We start from the raw sequence: 18119 nt of genomic DNA on the forward strand, positions 1-18119 counted from the left end.
GGCAATAAAAAAGCGCAATGAAGCGCTTTTTTTATTGCTTTAAATCAAGCTCAAAGAATGGCATCTTTTTCTTTGGTTTCTTGCGCTGCAACATCATGAAAGGCAGCCACTATGGGCTGAATCAACGCAGAAATCCCTTCCTCGGCAAACTCTAAACTCGCGGCCATTTGCGCAATCTCTTGCGCTTGATACAAGCGACCATCATAGACCACCACCACAGCGGTATCGCCAGGACGTAAAAAATGCTGCTCGCCATAGGGCGTATAGCGCGTTGCACCAATGCTGATGAGCGCTTGTGTTGGACGCTGGCTAGATGCAATCAGCGATGCCAAGTCATGCATCGGCCCTTGATCGGGCTGGGTATTCAGGCGCGTTACCATCCAATCCAGTAGCTTTTGATAGTTGTAGCTGTAATCGGCAACCGCCGAATCGATGCCATAGGCGTGACACTGTCCATCACGATGATGAAAACAAGCGATACGATAGTGATCGATATTGCCCGCTTTCGAGAATGAGTCTAGGGCAATAGTGGTATCCGATACCCCTTTTGAGCAGCGCCCCCAGTTCTTTTTATCGGCAATTTTATGAGCATTGGGACGGCGAATGGAGCAATCATTATAGGCAGCAAAGGCTTGCGGCTTAAGCGCACTGATAGCACCTTGGCTGTCATAGGTAATCTCGACATATAACCCAATTTCAGGCTCAATTTGTAGCTGATCGCTACTGTCTTGCGGATAGAGAATCCCGTTATGGGTGAGTGGGAAAGTCGCCAAGAACGAGTCATGTGGCGCTGGTAAATAAACTGGGAACATCGCTTTGGGCGCGTGGCTTTCCGCCACTTGTACCGATGCAAAATCAGCGGCTTCGCCGGCTTGCTCAAGGTGACCTGCAAAATTGCCGGCAACGCCGAAAACCATCATGGATTGAAGGGATTGCATTGTAATGTCCTTATTCGCTGGAATGCCCAACAAACTAGTACAGCGAATGGCGGATGGCAATATCTAGATCATACCACCAGTGCAGGTTGTCGATTTTTCATGCGCGTTTTTCATGCGAATATTTGTCTATCGCTATGCCATTAGCGCATTCATACAAATGCCAATACCAATACAAAGACGAATACAAACTGCTGAATCAGCAAAATTACGGTACAAAAAAAAGCGCAGCCTAAGCTGCGCTTTTCGATTCAATCATTGTAAACAAGCAAATGACTTGTGCTTATCAGGTTATGCTTGTTTCTCTTCTTGCACTTTAGCATTTTTCTCTTGCTTACGGGTCACCCAAAGCGAAGCACTGATGGCCACGGTAATGGTCACCACAATCACAGCCAAAGAGACCAGTGTAGGGATCGCATAGGCGGTGTGTGACATCAGCATCTTGATACCGATAAAGGTCAAGATAAACGCCAATGCTGGGCGCAAGTAACAGAAGCGATCCAACATCCCTTCAAGCACGAAGTACAAAGAGCGCAAGCCAAGCAATGCAAACACGTTTGCAGTCAATACCAAGTAAGGTTCGCGGGTCACTGCGAAAATTGCAGGAATAGAGTCCAGCGCAAACATCACGTCAGTAAAGGCGATCACCACCACCACAACAAGCAGCGGGGTTGCGAACAATTTATGATCGCGACGTACAACAAGCTTGTGACCGTCATAATCTGGTAGCACAGGCATAATCTTGCGTACCAAACGCTCAGGCAAGGATGGGCCATCATTGTGCTCATCTTCTTCCTCTTCACGCCACAATTTGTAGCCGGTGTAGATCAAGAAGCCACCAAACACGTACAAAATCCAGTGGAAAGTTTCGAGCAATTCAGCACCGACGCCAATCATAATGGCACGTAGAATCAAGGCACCCAAAATACCCCAAGTCAGTACGCGTGGACGCAACTCACTTGGCACTGCAAATTGGGTAAAGAGCAATGCAAAGACAAAGAGGTTATCAACACTCAAGGATTTTTCGAGCAAATAACCGGTTAAAAAGGCAGTGCCTGCTTCTTTGGCATGATAGGTGCTGTCTGGAGCCACTTGGTCCCAGTAAGCATAAATCACGAAGTTAAATGCAATTGCCAAAGCAAACCAGAAGACACTCCAGATCGCTGCTTTTTTAATGGTAATTTGACCGCCACGGGTCTGGAATAGATCAAGCCCTATCATGAGTAGGGTCATGACGGCTAAAGCTTCATAGCCGAAAAGAGACATAGGGTCACTCCGTCAAACAAAGGCGGAGGAAGGTGGAAACCATGCCTTGCTACCTCCGCATAGAACAACACCAACGCAGGTTAAGGCGCTGGTTTCTTTGCGTTGGTCTCGTCAAAGCATAGTGCTCTCTAATTACCGGAAGTGTGCGCACTTCGTGATGACGACAATTAGACCGATGGTGACTACTCCCCAATCGCGGCCATCATACGCTGGCACTTAAATCCTGACAAACATTATTTTCATTTCTATTAATTGATTGATAAGAAACAAAAAAGGCCTCTAAAGAGGCCTTGAATTAGTAAGGTAGGGAGAAACAAGTGAAAATTAGCGAACAATCAGACCAAGAAGGATACCAACTGCGCCGAAATCTGCGTCGCTAAAGGTGGTATTGGCAAAGCCAAGGTCACCCAAAACTGGCAGTAGGAACACAGGCAAGAAGGTAATCAGCAAGCCTTGAGCAAATGCACCCAAGATTGCACCACGGCGGCCACCAGTGGCATTACCAAACACACCTGCTGCTGCACCCACGAAGAAGTGTGGTACAACGCCTGGAATAATGATGGTTAGACCCATCAAATATTGCAGAACCATACCCACCAAACCAGCAGAGAAGCTTGCTAGGAAGCCAACCAATACTGCGTTTGGCGCATATGGGAATACAACTGGACAATCAAGCGCTGGTTTCGCGTTTGGAACAAGCTTGTCTGAAATCCCTTTAAATGCAGGCACGATTTCAGCAATAACCATACGCACACCTTGCAAAATCACGTACACACCACCAGCAAAGGTAATGGACTGCATCAATGCAAACATGAACCAGTGTTGGCCACCTGTTACTGTCAACAAGAACTCTTTGTTGGCAAACAGGCAAGTCACCATGAAGATAATACCCATGGTAAAGGAGATAGCCACTGGCGTATCACGCAAGAATAGAAGGCTCTTAGGCACATTCATCTCTTCAGTTGAATGCTCTTTGTTACCAAATTTGCTACCGATAAAACCAGCCAGCACATAAGACAGTGTTGAGAAGTGACCCAAGGCTACATCATCAGAGCCCGTCACTTTCTTCATATATGGGTGAACAATGGCAGGGAAGAACACCATCATGCTACCCACAACCAGCGAGCCAATTGCAATCAGCTTCACGCCGCTCATGCCCGCACTTGCCAAGATTGCAGCAACCATCATGGACATAAATAGGGTGTGGTGACCAGTGAGGAAGATAAATTTCCAAGGGGTCAAACGTGCAATCAAAATGTTCACAAGCATGGCAAAGAACATGATCATCGCCATCTCTTTACCAAAAGATTTCTGCGCGATTGACACAATGGCTTCGTTGTTTGGCACTACGCCAGTAATACCAAAAGCGTTTTGGAAGATCTCAGCAAATGAACCCAAAGAGTTCACCACCAAGCCCGCACCTGCGCCTAGGATGATAAAACCAAGAATGGTTTTTACCGTGCCTTTAATACATTCAGTGGCAGGCTTCTTTTGCGCCACCAAACCAATCAGTGCAATCAGGCCGACCAATACGGAAGGCTCTGACAACACGTCGTTCATTAGAAAGTTAAAAAATCCCATCATGATGGCGGCCCCTTATAGTGCACCAAGCTCTTGTAGTGCGACGGATAGACGCTCTTTCATCGCATTTTTATCAACCATATTGTCAAGGCTGACGATGCGTTGGCTGACACCCAGAGATTTCAACTGATCTGTAATATCGTTGGTACCGATGAAGATGTCACAATCTGTGCCTTTCGCTGAACCCAAATCGATATGATCCACCGAGGCATCCACTGCCAAATCTTTGATGATTGATTTGATGCTCATCTCCATCATCAAGCTTGTACCCAAACCGTGACCGCAAACTACCATGATTTTCATAATGCGTACCTTCTGTGTTCGTTTTCGTGTGTTGAAATATGTATTGGTATTGTGTTGTAGTTTTAATTCGTTGATTTCAAATGAAATCGCTACGGATATTGCGAGATAATTGCCATCACCTGTTCAACGGTTTTGGCTTGCATTAGCTGCGCAACATGTTCTTCATTCATAAACAGCTCAGCTAACTGAGCGATGGCGCCCACATGACTATTGCTATCGGTTGCCGCCAGAGTCACCAACAGATGCACCGGATCATTTTCATCGGCATCAAAGTTCACGCCCTCTTCAATCACGGTCAATGCCAGTGATAGACGGTTCACACCATTTTCAGGACGTGCATGCGGCATCGCCATCCCAGGGCCAATTACATAGTAAGGACCCATGGCTTCATGCGATGCATAAATGGCATCCACATAACTTGGTTCAATGCTGCCGTTGGCAATCAATGCTGCGCATGATTTTTGAATGGCATCACGCCAATCATCGGCACTTTTGTGAATAGAAATAACGTCTGGCGTTAATAGCGTGCTTAGCATGTTTCACGTCTCTGTCGTAGAAAGTGACGCAAATGTATCGCCCTTTGTTACAACAAAAAACGATCGAGCTCACATTTGATAGCGCTACCTGATAGCGCTATCATTAAATCGTGATAGCGCTATCATTTTTAGTCCTTCGCGCCAATTTAACGGCGCTGAGCACCCATAAATTCCGTACACTCAGAGCAACCCATGATCACATCACCTCGCACGAAGGACCCCATGAGCCACGAACCAACACGCAAACGAAAAGGCACAGGCAAAGTGACATTGGCTGACGTGGCCAAATATGCGGGCGTAGGATCAATGACGGTGTCGCGCGCGCTACGCACGCCCGATGCGGTATCAGAAAAACTCAGAGAAAAGATTGAAGAAGCGGTTCGCACCTTGGGTTATATCCCCAATAAAGCCGCTGGCGCTTTAGCATCAGGACAAAGCGATACAGTAATCGCCCTTCTGCCAAGTGGTATGGAATTTATCGCCGCCGCCTTTTTACCCAGCTTTCAGCGCTATTTGAACAAAGCCGGTTATCAGCTCATTTTGGGATATTTCGATGGCGAGCCCGGACAAGAGCACACCCTACTCAGCGCACTGATGGCGCACCATCCAGCAGCTGTCTTACTCTATGGCTGTCAGCAATCAATGCAAACCCACCAACTGCTGAGTAATGCCCAGGTGCCGGTACTTAAATTGGGCGAATACAATGTGGATACGCGCTATCCCACCATTGGCGTGGATCATTTCGCCATTGGCAAAGGTGCAACCACCCATTTGATTGAGCACGGTTATGATCAAATTGGCTTTATTGGCGCTGGTAGCCAACTGTCTATGTTGCAGCAGCAGCTTCAAGGCTGGCAATCTGCACTATTGAAGCACTATTACACACCAGATCACAGCCATACCACCCATGAGCGCCCCAGCGCTGAATTTGGTCGTGAAGGTTTAGCCAAGCTTTTACTCCGTCAGGCCAGTTTAAATGCGCTGGTTTGCAGCCACGCTGAGATTGCGCTAGGCGTTCTTTTTGAATGCCAACGCCGCGTCCTTAAAGTGCCAGAACAAATGGCGATTATCTGTTTAGAAGATGCCCCTATTTTGGCGCACACCTATCCACCGATTGCCAGTGCAATCATTGATTATCACGCCATGGGAAAATCAGCTGCCAAACTACTGTGTCAGCATCTCAATCAACAAACCGAGGCCATGACCAGCCACGAAATTCATTTTTCAATTAAAGGCAGGGCCAGCAGTCACGCGCGTGTCTTCTAATATCATCACCACTGACGCTTAAAAGGGTCATCTGTAAGCAATAACAAACGACCATGCCAATGTCGATACACCGCGCGTAAGCGACGCCGCATTCGCAATCGGCTATCATGTCGCCTATCAATCCACCGCGTAATAGCTGCCTTAACTAAGGCACGTACTATGTGCGCCATCGCCAATCAAGAGACATAGATGAAACACGCCCCAATTAAAGATCCCATTAGCTTTGATGATTTTGCCAAAATCGATATTCGAGTCGGTTTGATTGTTGAAGTCAGTGAGGTTGCCAAATCTGACAAGCTGATGAAACTCACCGTGGATTTTGGCGATCATCAGCGCACCATTTTGGCGGGGATCAAACAAGAGCGCGAGAACCCCAAAGAGATTGAGGGCAAACAAGCCCTATTTGTGGTCAATTTACCAGATCGCAAAATGGCCGGTGAGATTTCACAGGGCATGCTGTTTGATATCGGTTATGAAGACAAACTGCAACCTTGCCTTGCATGTCCAGAAACACCGATGCCAAACGGTGCCCGCGCTGGATAACTGCCAAAGCAGTTGGCATTCAGCGCAGAACAATACACAAATAAGCGCGCTGAAAATAAATAGCTGTTTCGCAGCACCCCAGTATCAAAAAAGCCAGCATTCGCTGGCTTTTCATTTCAATCTGAGTTCGCTGTTTGCTTACGCGGCAATACCAAAACGCTGTTTAATATTGGCTAAAAAGCTACCATCTTCACACATGGCTTTTTGTGGCTCATCGCTGATCTTAGCCACAGGTAGACCATTACATTCAGCCATTTTCACCACGATAGATAACGGCTTATAGGCTTCACCTTGAGCGTTATACCACTCACCCATATCGCTGGTAAGGAAGGTACCAATACCAAAGCTGACTTGAATACGACCGGCAAAGTGCTCACAGATTTCTAAGGCGCGCTCAAAATCTAAAGCATCAGTAAAGACCAATACTTTTTCAAGTGGGTCGACGCCCATCTGCTGGTAATGCGCAATCATCTGCTCCCCCCAAGTGATCGGACAGCCTGAGTCATGACGCACACCGTCGTAAGCTTTCGATAGGCGCTGATCAAAATCATGCAAGAAGGCGTCGATGCCAATGGTATCGGTCAGTGCAATGCCCAAAGCGCCACCAAAATATTGGTGCCACTGCTCCAGCGCAACACGCTGCGAGTCGCGAACATTGACAAAAGCTTGGTGCGCCATAAACCACTCATGGGCCACAGTACCGATGGGCGTCAGATTCATTTCACGAGCGAGATGGTAATTACTGGTGCCAAGCAATAAATCAGGAATTTGGTGATTGAGATAATCCAACACGTCACGGTGTACACTGGCGCTAAAACGGCGGCGGGTACCCATTTCAGAAAAACGGAAATTGGTGATCCCACGTTCAGCCAATTGGCCTTTTAACCAACTCACCTTATTGGCCAATACTTGGCGAAAATGTTCAACCGGTAGATCAGCCCAGCGGCGACGGTTGCGTACCTCAGAGATAATGCTCATCACCAAGGTTTCATAAAGGATGACATCTTTCCAGCTACCGCGAATAGACACTTTCAGCTGACGCTGACCTTTGCTGTTTTGACCGATCCCAATTTGCACTTGGCGCTGTGGATCCAATTTGAAATAGCGCAGGCTATTAAGAAATGAGCGAGAAAGATAGGGCGCAACCTTTTCGAGGTAGTGCAACTGATCATCTGAAAAATGATAGAAGGCCAACTTATCCACTTCTTGACGGACTTCAGTAAGCAAATCACTCAAGTCTTCATCCGCACGTACAATCAACTCATAGCGAACCATGGCGTCTGGATACAGACTGTGCGCCGCATTCATCATGTTGATTTTATATACATCCAGATCCATCAAGTTCTGAATGATGGTGTCGTCAAAAAGTGCTGTGTTCATGCATCTTCCTTCTAGTTATCTGGTCATTTTAATCGCCCCAGACATCAGGTTAGTAACATTTTGTTTGTTACTTGAGGCAAAACAATATCCAAGCACGACCAGTTTGTCAACTTTTGTTCCTTACCCTCACCCGCTGGCAGCCTTTTTTCTTTGTACAAATGCTGGTGGATGTTTCTTTCATCTTTCAACCCTTTATCCTCGATATCTCTTCATTGTTCATGCGAAAGTATCCATTAAACTTTCGCTCAATGGGATGAAATTAGTTACAAACAAGTTGTTTATAACCCTTGACCTTTTAGCCGATGCGGTTATGGTATAGGCAGGATTTTGAAGAAGAGTAAAACCATGATTGTCACCATCGACATGATTTGCCTTCGCCTCGGCAAGCAAGGACTGGAAGTGCTATTGATGAAGCGCTCCAACCCAGACCGCCCACAATGCGGTATGTGGGCGATCCCTGGCGGCTTCGTATTTGATCAAGATATGACTGCCTTTGGTGGTGATACTGCCGACCAAGATTTTGACGGTGCACGCCGCCGAATTTGCCGACAAAAAATACACACCTACCCCCATTACATCAGTGAGCCCATGGTTGATGGGAATCCCAAACGCGACCCCAAGGGTTGGAGTGTCACCATTGCTCACTATGCCCTGCTCAACCAAGCGAACGTTGAGCAAGTGCATGATGCTGGGGTCAGTGATGACAAACTCACTTGGTTTGCGCTCGCCAATATTCTGCGTGGAGAGCAGCCGCTGGCCTTTGACCACCAAGCCCTCATTGAACTGGCGTGGAAAAAACTGCGCGCTGCCGTGGAGTACACCTCTGTGGTGCTATTTGCGCTGGAAAAGGAATTTTTGATCGCCGATATCATCGATGCCTACGCGAAATTTGGTGTGGAGGTAAATCGTATGAGTATCAAACGCCGCCTGATTGATACCGGCGTGATCGTCAGTGCCAATAAGATGGCCTCCAGTAACAAAGGCAAAGGCGGCAAGCCCGCTCAGGTCTATACTCTGGGCGAAAAAACGGTAACCTATTTTCAAACCTGCCTGCGCGGCTAAGGAATGCTCATGACAGCGCTGAATATCATGCCCATCGCCATTGATCCCAACCACACGGCCAGTCTCGATATCGACCCCCAGCAGGGCTTTAGCGAACTGTGCCCACTTGAGCTGCCTGTGCAAGGCGCGTTAGAGATTGTGCCTGAGCTTTTAGCTAATCATCGCCATGGCAAAATTAAGCTGGTTTCACGGGATATGCACCCACCGGGCGCAGCTTGGGAAGCGCAATCATCGGAGCAAGTCCTCACCCCTGTGGGGCTGCCGGAAGTGGATGTGAAATGGCCCGTACACTGCGTTATCGGCACCCAAGGCGCGCAGCTACTGCCGGGATTACCTGCCGTGCTCGATTATGATTTTCAGATCAACAAAGGTTTGGATGGCAACGCGCACCCTTATGGCGCGCTTTATCATGATCAAGCGGATACGCGCTCTACGGGCGCCATTGAATACTTGCGTGCGCAGCAGATTGATACCGTAATCATCGGCGGTCTCGCCTTTGATTTTTGCGTGAAAAAATCCGTGGAGCAGCTCATCGCAGCCAATTTTCGCGTGATTTTAAACCTCGCTGCGACTCGCGCCGTCTTTCCTGAAAACAATGACGCCCTGATCACCGAGTTCAAAAACATCGGCGTTGTGGTCATTGAAAACCACCAAGCACTGATGTCACATCTGGCTTAATTCGAGCACATAACAGCCGCATACGCGCAATACAAAGCAATAAAACAAAAGCCCGCGAGGAGCTTTTTGTCTAGGTTCATAGCACCAATGATTAAGCTTGAGTCATCTTCGCCAGCTGCTGATGCAGCGCCTCAATCACCGCATATAAACCTTGCGTTCTGCTTGGACTTAGATGCTGCGCAAGACCCAATGAAGATAACCATTGCGCCATGGGCCATTGCATTGCTTGCGCTGGCGTTTGTCCGTCATAGGCAATGATCACAAGCGCGAGTAGACCTCTGACAATGGCTGCATCACTGGTCGCGCGCACAGCCACTTGCCCCTGCGCGTTTAGCTGACAATCAAGCCACACTTGGCTTTGACAGCCATCAATGCGTTTGTTTTGCGTACAATCCGTGGCATCCATAGTTGCAAATCGCTGACCCAGCTCTATCAGATATTGATATCGCTCTTGCCAGTCCATACAGCGAGAAAAATTAGTTGTGATCTTTTCTGGCGTCATTGACATACTCCCAGTAGCTGACACACCTGTTTAAGATGCGTGACAAAGCCTTGCAGATCCGCGCGATCGTTATAAAGCCCAACAGAAACGCGACACATGGCATGCTGATCGAATGTCTCAACCAATGGCTGAGCGCAGTGGTGACCCGTTCGAATAGCCACACCGAATTGATCGAGAAACATGCCCACATCGTAAGCGTGCTGACCTCGCACATTAAATGCCAATATGCTGCTCGCTTGCGGGCTATAGATCTCTATCTCCGGCATCTGTGCTAACTGCTGGCGAAGCTGCGCCATCCAGTAAGCTTCATAGGCTGCGATGCGCTGAAGACCAATGCCTTGAACATATTCAATGGCACTGCCAAGCCCCATGATCCCAGCGATATGAGGGGTACCCGCTTCAAAACACCACGGTGCTTGTGCATAGGTGGTACCCTGCGGCAAGGTCACTTGGCCAATCATCGCGCCGCCACCTTGCCATGGTCGCATGCGCGATTGCATCTCACTTTTGGCATAGAGCACACCAATGCCCGTTGGACCGTAAAGTTTATGGCCTGAAAATACATAGAAATCACAGCCAAGCTGCTCGACATTCACCGCTTGGTGAGCCACAGCTTGCGCGCCATCCACCAACACCACCGCCCCTTGTTGATGCGCTAAATCACAGGCCTCAGTCACAGGTGTATGAGCTCCCAATAGATTGGACACCTGAGTCATGGCAAGCAATATGGTTTTATCATTGAGCAGGGGTTTAAGATCGGAGATGGCCAGTTCGCCCATTGTATTGACCGGCCAAATTCGCAGGGTTAAATCCAGTTGCTGAGCAAGCATTTGCCAAGGCACCAAATTGGCGTGGTGTTCCATCTCGGTGATGATGATTTCATCTCCAGCTTTGGCTTGTTCAGGCAAAAAGCTGTGCGCTACTAAATTGATCGCTTCCGTCGCACCTTTGGTAAAGATGATCTCTCGCTCACTTTGCGCACCAATAAACTGTGCAACCTGAGCGCGTACTGCTTCCATGCGCTCAGTCGCTACGGCACTCAAATGGTGAATGCCGCGGTGCACCGCGGCATATTCGTGCTGATAGAAGTGCTGCATACGCTCAATCACAACCGCTGGGGTTTGCGCTGACGCTGCAGTATCAAGATAGATCAGCGGCTGATCATGCACCTGCTGAGCAAGGACAGGAAACTGCTGTCGCCATGGATTTTCATCAAACGCTTGTTCGATGGGGGTCATCTCAAGCGCCCCATCTTTGCTGCTATTCGCCACAGCACTCATTTCAAGCATCACCACCTCCCAGCAGCTCCGTGACGCGCGCCAGCACATGCTCACGGACCTTGTCATGGTTCATGCTGAGTACCACATCAGCAGCAAATGCATGGATCAGCATTTGCTCTGCCTGACGGCGCTCAATGCCACGTGCTTGCAGATAAAACAGCTGCTCTGGATCAATTTCCCCTGTGGTTGCGCCATGGCTACATTTCACATCATCGGCGTAAATCTCAAGCTTCGGCTGGCATAAAATACGCGCATCTTCGCTCAGCAAAAGATTGTGATTGTCCATTTGACCATTGGTCTTAAGCGCATCAGGGCTCACCCAAATCATGCCATCAAAAACACTTTGACTTTGACCTTGACCAATTAGCTTATGCAGCTGCTCGCTCTCACAATGCGCCGCTTGATGCTCAAGCAAGGTTCGCGTTTCAATACGCTGAGTGCCAATCGGCAAGGCCAATGTATTCATCGACGCATTGCCATTTTCACCTGCAAGGCGACTGCTGGTTTGGTGGCGAATCAGCTTGCCAGAAAGCAAAAATAGATGACTTTTCGCAGATGCCGATGCCGCGAGTTGAATATCATTGTGCGCAAAATGCTGCTGATTTTCGCCAGCTTCTACCAACTTAATATGATCGCAATGACTGCCCTTGGCTAAATCCATGGTCAAACGCGACACACTCGCGCCACCACTGCCATTAAGGGACAAATGATGCTCAATCACCGTGGCCTTTGCCCCCGCATGCAAACATACATGGTGTCGATAGGCACACATTTCACCGCAATTGCCTGAGTTGATATGAATAAGGTAAATCGGCTTATCCAATGTTTTCTCGGATGGCAGCTGAATATAAGCGCCCGCCGTCGCGACGGCGTCCACCAATAGACTCAGTGCATCCTCTGAAATGGCATCACGCAAGCTCTGCCCTTGCAGATCATCCAGCTCATTTAGCACGGTTACCTTGGCATGTGAAATCCAATCCGATAAACGCACTTGATACTGGCCATCGAAAAAGACCAATCGATAACCATCAACGGGTAAGTTCAACTGCGCAAATAAATCATGGTTTAAGGTTTGCGACACGCATGGATGAATAGGCGAGACAAGCAGATCGCTTAGCGAGGTGTGTTGCCATTGCGGCGCTCGTCGCTCGGGCAGCCCCTGCTCAAATAACTTTTGCGCTGCCGCTTGCTGCCATACGTATGATGCAGACTGAGCCACCAGCTGTTCGAGCGATGCTAGCGGCTGCATTTGCGCTTTATTGCTGCTCAGTGATCCAGCCATAGCCTTTCTCCTCTAGAGTTTTCGCCAGAGTATGATCGCCAGATTTGACAATTTTCCCCTGTGATAACACATGGATAAAATCAGGTTTTACATAATCTAAAATGCGCTGGTAATGGGTCACCAAAATAAAGGAACGCTTGCCATCTCGCAGTGCATTAATCCCTTCGGAAACAGCTTTTAAGGCGTCAATATCTAGCCCTGAGTCCGTTTCATCCAAAATGCACAGACGTGGGCTTAACACCGCCATTTGTAAGATGTCGTTGCGCTTTTTCTCACCGCCAGAAAAACCTTCATTCACGGCGCGCTGCATCAAATCTTCTGGCATTTTCAGCAGTGCCATTTTTTCAGCAAGCAGGTCGTCAAAATCAAATCGGTCAATGGGCGCTTGCCCTTGGTAATCGCGAATCCCATTGAGCGCAGTGTGTAAAAACAATTTATTACTGACACCTGGAATTTCGACAGGATATTGAAAGGCTAAAAAGACCCCCTCGCCAGCACGCTCTTGCGCATCAAGGTCAGTTAAATCCTGCTCATAGAAACGAATCTCGCCCTGTTCGATCTGATATTCCTCGCGACCTGCGAGCGTGGCAGAAAGGGTACTTTTACCTGAGCCGTTGGGACCCATAATGGCATGGACTTCGCCTGGTTTTACCGTCAGGTTAATCCCTTTTAAAATGGCATTGTCTTCAACAGAGACATGTAAATCGATAATCTCTAGCATTGTTTTACCTCGCAATGGCTAGCCCACGCTGTGCTCTAAGCTGATGGACAGAAGTTTTTGTGCTTCAACTGCAAATTCCAGTGGAAGCTCGGAAAAGACGTCTTTGCAAAATCCATTGACAATCATAGAGATAGCATCGTCCTCGCTGATGCCACGTTGCACACAATAGAAGAGTTGTTCTTCACCGATTCGCGAGGTCGTGGCCTCATGCTCGACCTGCGCGCTTGCGTTTCGAACATCAATGGTTGGGAATGTGTGCGCGCCGCATTCACTGCCGATGAGCATGGAGTCACATTGCGTGAAATTACGGGCGCCAATGGCTTGTGGAAGCACCTTGACCATACCGCGATAACTGTTTTCGCTGCGGCCAGCGGAGATCCCTTTAGAAATGATGGTTGAACGGGTATTTTTGCCGATATGAATCATCTTGGTACCCGTGTCGGCTTGCTGTGTGCCACTGGTCAATGCGACAGAGAAAAACTCACCAATTGAGTGATCCCCTTTAAGAATGACGCTGGGATATTTCCATGTAATGGCTGAGCCCGTTTCAGACTGCGTCCATGACATCTTGCTATGGTCACCCTCACACAGCGCACGCTTAGTCACAAAGTTCAAAATCCCGCCTTGCTGGTCGTTATCGCCGGGATACCAGTTTTGCACCGTGGAGTATTTCACTTCCGCTTGTTCATGAAGGATCACCTCTACAACCGCAGCATGAAGTTGATAGCTATCGCGAATCGGCGCAGAGCAACCTTCGATATAGCTGACGTATGCGCCCTTATCAGCAATCAAGATGGTGCGTTCAAACTGACCCGTTTTCGCTTGGTTAATACGGAAATAGGTGGAGAGTTCACGTGGACAGCGCACGCCTGGCGGCACGTAAACAAAGGTGCCATCAGAGGCAACCGCCGCATTTAATGCCGCAAAGAAATTATCTTCAGGAGGAACAACGCGCCCTAAATACTGCTGCACAAGCTCTGGGTAATCTTGAATAGCTTCGCTAAAGGAGCAAAAGATAATACCTAGCGTTTTTAACTCATCGCGGTAAGTCGTGGTCACTGACACCGAGTCAAAAATGGCGTCAACAGCAATCTCTTGCCCTTCACGCACCGGGACGCCTAAGGCCTCAAAGGCGGCTTCCACCTCTTCGGTGAGAAAATCATTACTGCCATCTTGCTCACCCGATGAAGGCACATCGCAAGCGGCGCAGCTTGGCGCTGAATAATAGCTAAATTTTTGATAATCAAGGCTGGGATAATCGGCTTTGAGCCAATGTGGCTCACTCATTTGGGTCCATATTCGATAAGCCTTTAAACGAAACTCGAGCATCCATTCGGGCTCATTTCGTTTCGCGCTAATGGCGCGAACCACAGCTTCATTAATGCCCACCGCAAGGGTGTCATTTTCAACTTCGGTATAAAACCCTTCCTTGTAATGGCTTTGCGTCACCAGTGCTTCGACTTCTGGCTGAACTTCAACTGCACACATGGCTAAACTCCAAAACTTTCACCACAGCCACACGCATTTTTGACCTGTGGATTGTGGTAGATGAAGGTCTGGTTAAGACCTTGGCGAACAAAATCAACTTCTGTCCCGTCAACAAAGGGCATTGCGGCTAATGCCACGTAAAACGTGCAGCCCTGGGATTCATATTTCAAATCAACCGGTTCAGGTTTTTCGATAAGTTGCACCACATAGGCATAGCCCGTACAACCAGAAACCCGCACTGAAAGGTGAAAATGAAGCGCATTTTGCGCGGTTAATTTTGATATCTGTTTCGCTGCAGCAGGTGTCAGGGTCAGCCCCTGCCATTGCATCTCAGAAAGAGACGCGGATTGCTGCAAAGATTGGTCTTTACTCATCATCCATCCCCTTTATTTATGTTAACGAATGATAATTATTATCAACTCAATATCAACCACGCATGCTATGTGGGATAGGGTATTGAATCAACATATTGCTCTGATAGCTTGATCCGATACTACATCTTGTGCTTTATTGTAAATGATTATCATTTGGAGGTTATAATGGAAGTTACGCTTTATTCGACCCAGCAATGCATGCAATGTGAAGCCACTAAGAAGGCCTTTGATCGCCATGGGATCGCCTATGAACTCATTGACTTAAACCAAAACCCACACGCCAAAGCGCAAGTTGCAGCTCTGGGTTATCGCCAACTTCCCGTGGTGATTGCAGGCCCCGATCATTGGTCAGGTTTTCGACCCGATATGATTCGACGACTGGTCGCATGATCCTCTACTACTCCAGTGCCTCAGGAAATACGCAGCGTTTTATCGACAAACTGACACACCCTGCAATTCGCATCCCCATTGATGCACCACTTGAGGCGCAGCAAGTCAATCAGCCCTTTATTTTGATCTGCCCAACCTATGCCGATGGGGATGGGCAAGGTGCGGTCCCCAAAGCGGTCATCGAAACCCTCAATCAAGCCCAGATTCGTCGCTATTTAGTGGGGGTCATTGGCAGTGGCAATCGTAACTTTGGCCAGCACTTTGCCCGTGCAGGGCAGATCATTGCAGCAAAATGCCAAGTGCCGCTGCTCTATCGATTTGAGCTCTCAGGCACCGCTCAAGATCAGCAACGCGTTGACCATGGGATCAGCGCTTTTCTTCAACAATATGGACATCACCATGAGTGAATCATTGGATTATCATGCCCTCAACGCCATGCTGAATTTGGTCGACCAACAGGGCCAAATGCAGCTGGATGCGGATCGCCAAGCCGTTCGCCAATTTTTCCTGCAGCACGTCAATCAAAACACCGTGTTTTTCCATCATCTCGCTGAGAAATTGGACTATTTAGTCCGTGAAGACTATTACGATGAGGCCACGCTTCTTGCCTATGATCAGGATTTTCTAAGGCAGATTTGGCATCAAGCCTATGAGTACAAATTCCGCTTTCGAACCTTTCTTGGTGCCTATAAGTTCTACACCAGCTATGCGCTAAAAACCCGTGATGGCAAACGCTACCTCGAGCGCTTTGAAGACCGCGTAGTGATGACCGCTTTGTATTTGGCGCGAGGGGATCAGCAATCAGCGCTTAATTTTATGGATGAAATACTCAGTGGCCGCTTTCAGCCTGCAACGCCGACCTTTATAAACGCCGGTAAAAAGCACCGAGGCGAGCTGATCTCCTGCTTTTTGCTGCGCATCGAAGACAATATGGAAAGTATCGGCCGGGCAATTAATGCATCGCTGCAACTGTCTCGCCGGGGTGGCGGCGTTGCACTTTGTTTAACCAATCTACGCGAAGCAGGAGCGCCGATTAAAAAAATTGAGAATCAATCTTCCGGCGTGATTCCGGTGATGAAACTGCTTGAAGATAGCTTTTCATACGCCAATCAACTGGGCGCAAGACAAGGGGCTGGAGCTGTGTATTTGCATGCGCACCATCCAGATATCCTGCGTTTTTTAGATACCAAACGTGAAAATGCCGATGAAAAAATTCGCATCAAGACGCTGAGCCTGGGCGTGGTGATCCCAGATATCACCTTTACCCTCGCCAAAGAAAACAAAGCGATGTATCTATTTTCGCCCTACGATATCGAGCGCATTTATGGCCAGCCGATGTCGGAGCTTGATATCACCACGCACTACCATGAGATGGTCAATGACAGCCGCATTGCCAAAACCAAAATCAATGCCCGTGCGTTTTTCCAGACCCTCGCGGAAATTCAATTTGAATCTGGCTATCCCTATTTGATGTTTGAAGACACAGTAAACCGCAGCAATCCCATTGCTGGGCGCATTTCCATGTCAAACCTGTGCTCTGAAATCTTGCAAGTGAACGAAGCATCTACTTACAAGGAAAACCAAGACTATCAACACATTGGGCAAGATATTTCCTGTAATTTAGGATCCCTCAATATTGCGAAAGTGATGGATGGTGGCGACATCCGACAAAGCGTCGATGTGGCGGTGCGGGCGCTAACGGCAGTATCACAAATGAGCGAAATGCATTGCGTGCCATCGGTGAAATTAGGCAATGATCGCAGCCATGCCATTGGTTTGGGACAAATGAATTTACACGGCTATTTAGCCCGTGAGCATATTCACTATGACAGCAAAGAAGCACTCGATTTTACCAATAGCTACTTTGCGGCAGTGCTCTTTTACTGCTTGACCAGCTCCAATCAAATTGCCCAAGCGCACAACAGCCGATTTGCTGGCTTTGAAGATTCGCAATATGCATCGGGGCAATTTTTTGAGCGCTATTGCAGTCAATCTTTTTTACCTTGCACAGAAAAAGTCACAACGCTGTTTCAGCGCGCTGGCATAACCCTGCCCAACCAGCAAGATTGGCTCGCGCTCAAAGAAAAAGTGATGCGCCACGGGCTATATCATCGCAACCTTCAGGCGATTCCGCCCACTGGCTCCATCAGCTATATCAATGATGCCACCGCCTCTATTCATCCAATTACCGCAAAAATTGAGATTCGAAAAGAGGGAAAAATCGGCCGCGTTTATTATCCAGCGCCCTATCTCAACCAAGATAACCAAGCCTATTTTCGCGACGCTTATGAGATTGGCCCCTACGCCATTATCGATCTCTATGCCGCTGCGACCCAGCATGTGGATCAAGGCCTCTCATTAACCTTGTTTTTTACCGATGAGGTCAGCACCCGCGATATTAACAAAGCGCAAATTTACGCATGGAAAAAAGGGATCAAAACCCTCTATTACATTCGATTACGCCAACAAGCGCTGGCAGGTACCCAAGTTGAAGGGTGCGTCTCTTGCTCACTTTAAGGAATAGAAATGTCT

General features: G+C 48.2%; 19 protein-coding genes and 1 pseudogene. 8 read left to right on the forward strand and 12 right to left on the reverse strand.

The features are described from left to right. Nucleotides 1-50: 50 nt before the first annotated feature. The 5 genes from L9P36_RS15830 to L9P36_RS15850 all read right to left on the reverse strand — a co-directional run bounded on the left by L9P36_RS15830 (nt 51) and on the right by L9P36_RS15850 (nt 4621). On the reverse strand, nt 51-938 hold the full coding sequence (locus L9P36_RS15830; protein WP_237468596.1) for a DUF5718 family protein: 888 nt from the start codon (nt 936-938) through the stop codon (nt 51-53). Nucleotides 939-1226: 288 nt separating this feature from the next. Beyond that, entirely contained in the window at nt 1227-2201 is a 975-nt protein-coding gene (locus L9P36_RS15835) for a TerC family protein (protein ID WP_237468597.1), read from the reverse strand. 324 nt (nt 2202-2525) lie between these two features. After that, entirely contained in the window at nt 2526-3782 is a 1257-nt protein-coding gene (ulaA, locus tag L9P36_RS15840; RefSeq protein ID WP_237468681.1) for a PTS ascorbate transporter subunit IIC, read from the reverse strand. Nucleotides 3783-3797: 15 nt separating this feature from the next. Continuing rightward, on the reverse strand, nt 3798-4085 hold the full coding sequence (locus tag L9P36_RS15845; RefSeq protein ID WP_237468598.1) for a PTS sugar transporter subunit IIB: 288 nt from the start codon (nt 4083-4085) through the stop codon (nt 3798-3800). An 89-nt stretch (nt 4086-4174) separates the two neighbouring features. Continuing rightward, on the reverse strand, nt 4175-4621 hold the full coding sequence (locus L9P36_RS15850) for a PTS sugar transporter subunit IIA (protein ID WP_237468599.1): 447 nt from the start codon (nt 4619-4621) through the stop codon (nt 4175-4177). A 222-nt stretch (nt 4622-4843) separates the two neighbouring features. Between L9P36_RS15850 and L9P36_RS15855 the strand changes: the two genes are divergently transcribed. After that, entirely contained in the window at nt 4844-5887 is a 1044-nt protein-coding gene (locus tag L9P36_RS15855) for a LacI family DNA-binding transcriptional regulator (RefSeq protein ID WP_237468600.1), read from the forward strand. Nucleotides 5888-6076: 189 nt separating this feature from the next. After that, nucleotides 6077-6430, forward strand: a complete 354-nt coding sequence (locus tag L9P36_RS15860) for a tRNA-binding protein (RefSeq protein WP_237468601.1) — start codon at nt 6077-6079, stop codon at nt 6428-6430. 147 nt (nt 6431-6577) lie between these two features. Here the strand turns inward: L9P36_RS15860 and pncB are convergent. Then, nucleotides 6578-7810: pseudogene (gene pncB, locus L9P36_RS15865) on the reverse strand (nicotinate phosphoribosyltransferase); the annotation flags it as partial. Here pncB and L9P36_RS15870 point away from each other — a divergent pair. The 3 genes from L9P36_RS15870 to L9P36_RS15880 are packed head-to-tail and all read left to right on the forward strand — an operon-like array spanning nt 7809 to nt 9550. Continuing rightward, nucleotides 7809-8129, forward strand: a complete 321-nt coding sequence (locus tag L9P36_RS15870) for a hypothetical protein (RefSeq protein ID WP_237468602.1) — start codon at nt 7809-7811, stop codon at nt 8127-8129. The pseudogene pncB and the gene L9P36_RS15870 sit on opposite strands and share 2 nt — an antisense overlap. Before the next feature lie 26 nt (nt 8130-8155). Beyond that, nucleotides 8156-8872: an NUDIX hydrolase gene (locus L9P36_RS15875; protein WP_237468682.1), complete on the forward strand. Its 717-nt coding sequence runs from the start codon at nt 8156-8158 to the stop codon at nt 8870-8872. A gap of 9 nt (nt 8873-8881) precedes the next feature. Next, nucleotides 8882-9550: an isochorismatase family protein gene (locus L9P36_RS15880; RefSeq protein ID WP_237468603.1), complete on the forward strand. Its 669-nt coding sequence runs from the start codon at nt 8882-8884 to the stop codon at nt 9548-9550. Between the two features lie 91 nt (nt 9551-9641). Here L9P36_RS15880 and L9P36_RS15885 read toward each other — a convergent pair whose 3' ends face one another. The 6 genes from L9P36_RS15885 to L9P36_RS15910 are packed head-to-tail and all read right to left on the reverse strand — an operon-like array spanning nt 9642 to nt 15197. Next, nucleotides 9642-10052, reverse strand: a complete 411-nt coding sequence (locus tag L9P36_RS15885) for a SufE family protein (protein WP_237468604.1) — start codon at nt 10050-10052, stop codon at nt 9642-9644. Next, nucleotides 10049-11290, reverse strand: a complete 1242-nt coding sequence (locus tag L9P36_RS15890) for an aminotransferase class V-fold PLP-dependent enzyme (protein ID WP_237468683.1) — start codon at nt 11288-11290, stop codon at nt 10049-10051. Before L9P36_RS15890 ends, L9P36_RS15885 begins: the two co-directional genes overlap by 4 nt. Before the next feature lie 43 nt (nt 11291-11333). Next, nucleotides 11334-12614, reverse strand: coding sequence for a Fe-S cluster assembly protein SufD (gene sufD / locus L9P36_RS15895; protein ID WP_237468605.1), 1281 nt, complete (start codon nt 12612-12614; stop codon nt 11334-11336). Next, nucleotides 12589-13335: a Fe-S cluster assembly ATPase SufC gene (gene sufC, locus L9P36_RS15900; RefSeq protein ID WP_237468606.1), complete on the reverse strand. Its 747-nt coding sequence runs from the start codon at nt 13333-13335 to the stop codon at nt 12589-12591. The genes sufD and sufC overlap by 26 nt, the downstream gene beginning before the upstream one ends. Before the next feature lie 18 nt (nt 13336-13353). Then, nucleotides 13354-14823: a Fe-S cluster assembly protein SufB gene (sufB, locus tag L9P36_RS15905; protein WP_237468607.1), complete on the reverse strand. Its 1470-nt coding sequence runs from the start codon at nt 14821-14823 to the stop codon at nt 13354-13356. Nucleotides 14824-14825: 2 nt separating this feature from the next. Further along, nucleotides 14826-15197 carry an iron-sulfur cluster assembly accessory protein gene (locus L9P36_RS15910; protein WP_237468608.1) on the reverse strand — a complete coding sequence of 124 codons (372 nt, stop codon included), beginning with the start codon at nt 15195-15197 and terminating at the stop codon, nt 14826-14828. Between the two features lie 165 nt (nt 15198-15362). Between L9P36_RS15910 and nrdH the strand changes: the two genes are divergently transcribed. Genes nrdH through nrdE form a run of 3 tightly spaced genes read left to right on the forward strand, consistent with a single transcriptional unit; the run spans nt 15363 to nt 18104 of the window. Then, nucleotides 15363-15587, forward strand: coding sequence for a glutaredoxin-like protein NrdH (nrdH, locus tag L9P36_RS15915; protein WP_237468609.1), 225 nt, complete (start codon nt 15363-15365; stop codon nt 15585-15587). Next, a complete protein-coding gene (gene nrdI, locus L9P36_RS15920; RefSeq protein WP_237468610.1) occupies nt 15584-15994 on the forward strand; it encodes a class Ib ribonucleoside-diphosphate reductase assembly flavoprotein NrdI in 411 nt (136 codons plus the stop codon). Before nrdH ends, nrdI begins: the two co-directional genes overlap by 4 nt. Next, complete coding sequence (nrdE, locus tag L9P36_RS15925) at nt 15987-18104, forward strand: class 1b ribonucleoside-diphosphate reductase subunit alpha (RefSeq protein WP_237468611.1); 2118 nt, start codon at nt 15987-15989, stop codon at nt 18102-18104. The genes nrdI and nrdE overlap by 8 nt, the downstream gene beginning before the upstream one ends. Nucleotides 18105-18119 lie beyond the last annotated feature (15 nt).

Origin of the sequence: Vibrio stylophorae (assembly GCF_921293875.1) — a bacterium.
Classification (GTDB): domain Bacteria; phylum Pseudomonadota; class Gammaproteobacteria; order Enterobacterales; family Vibrionaceae; genus Vibrio_A; species Vibrio_A stylophorae.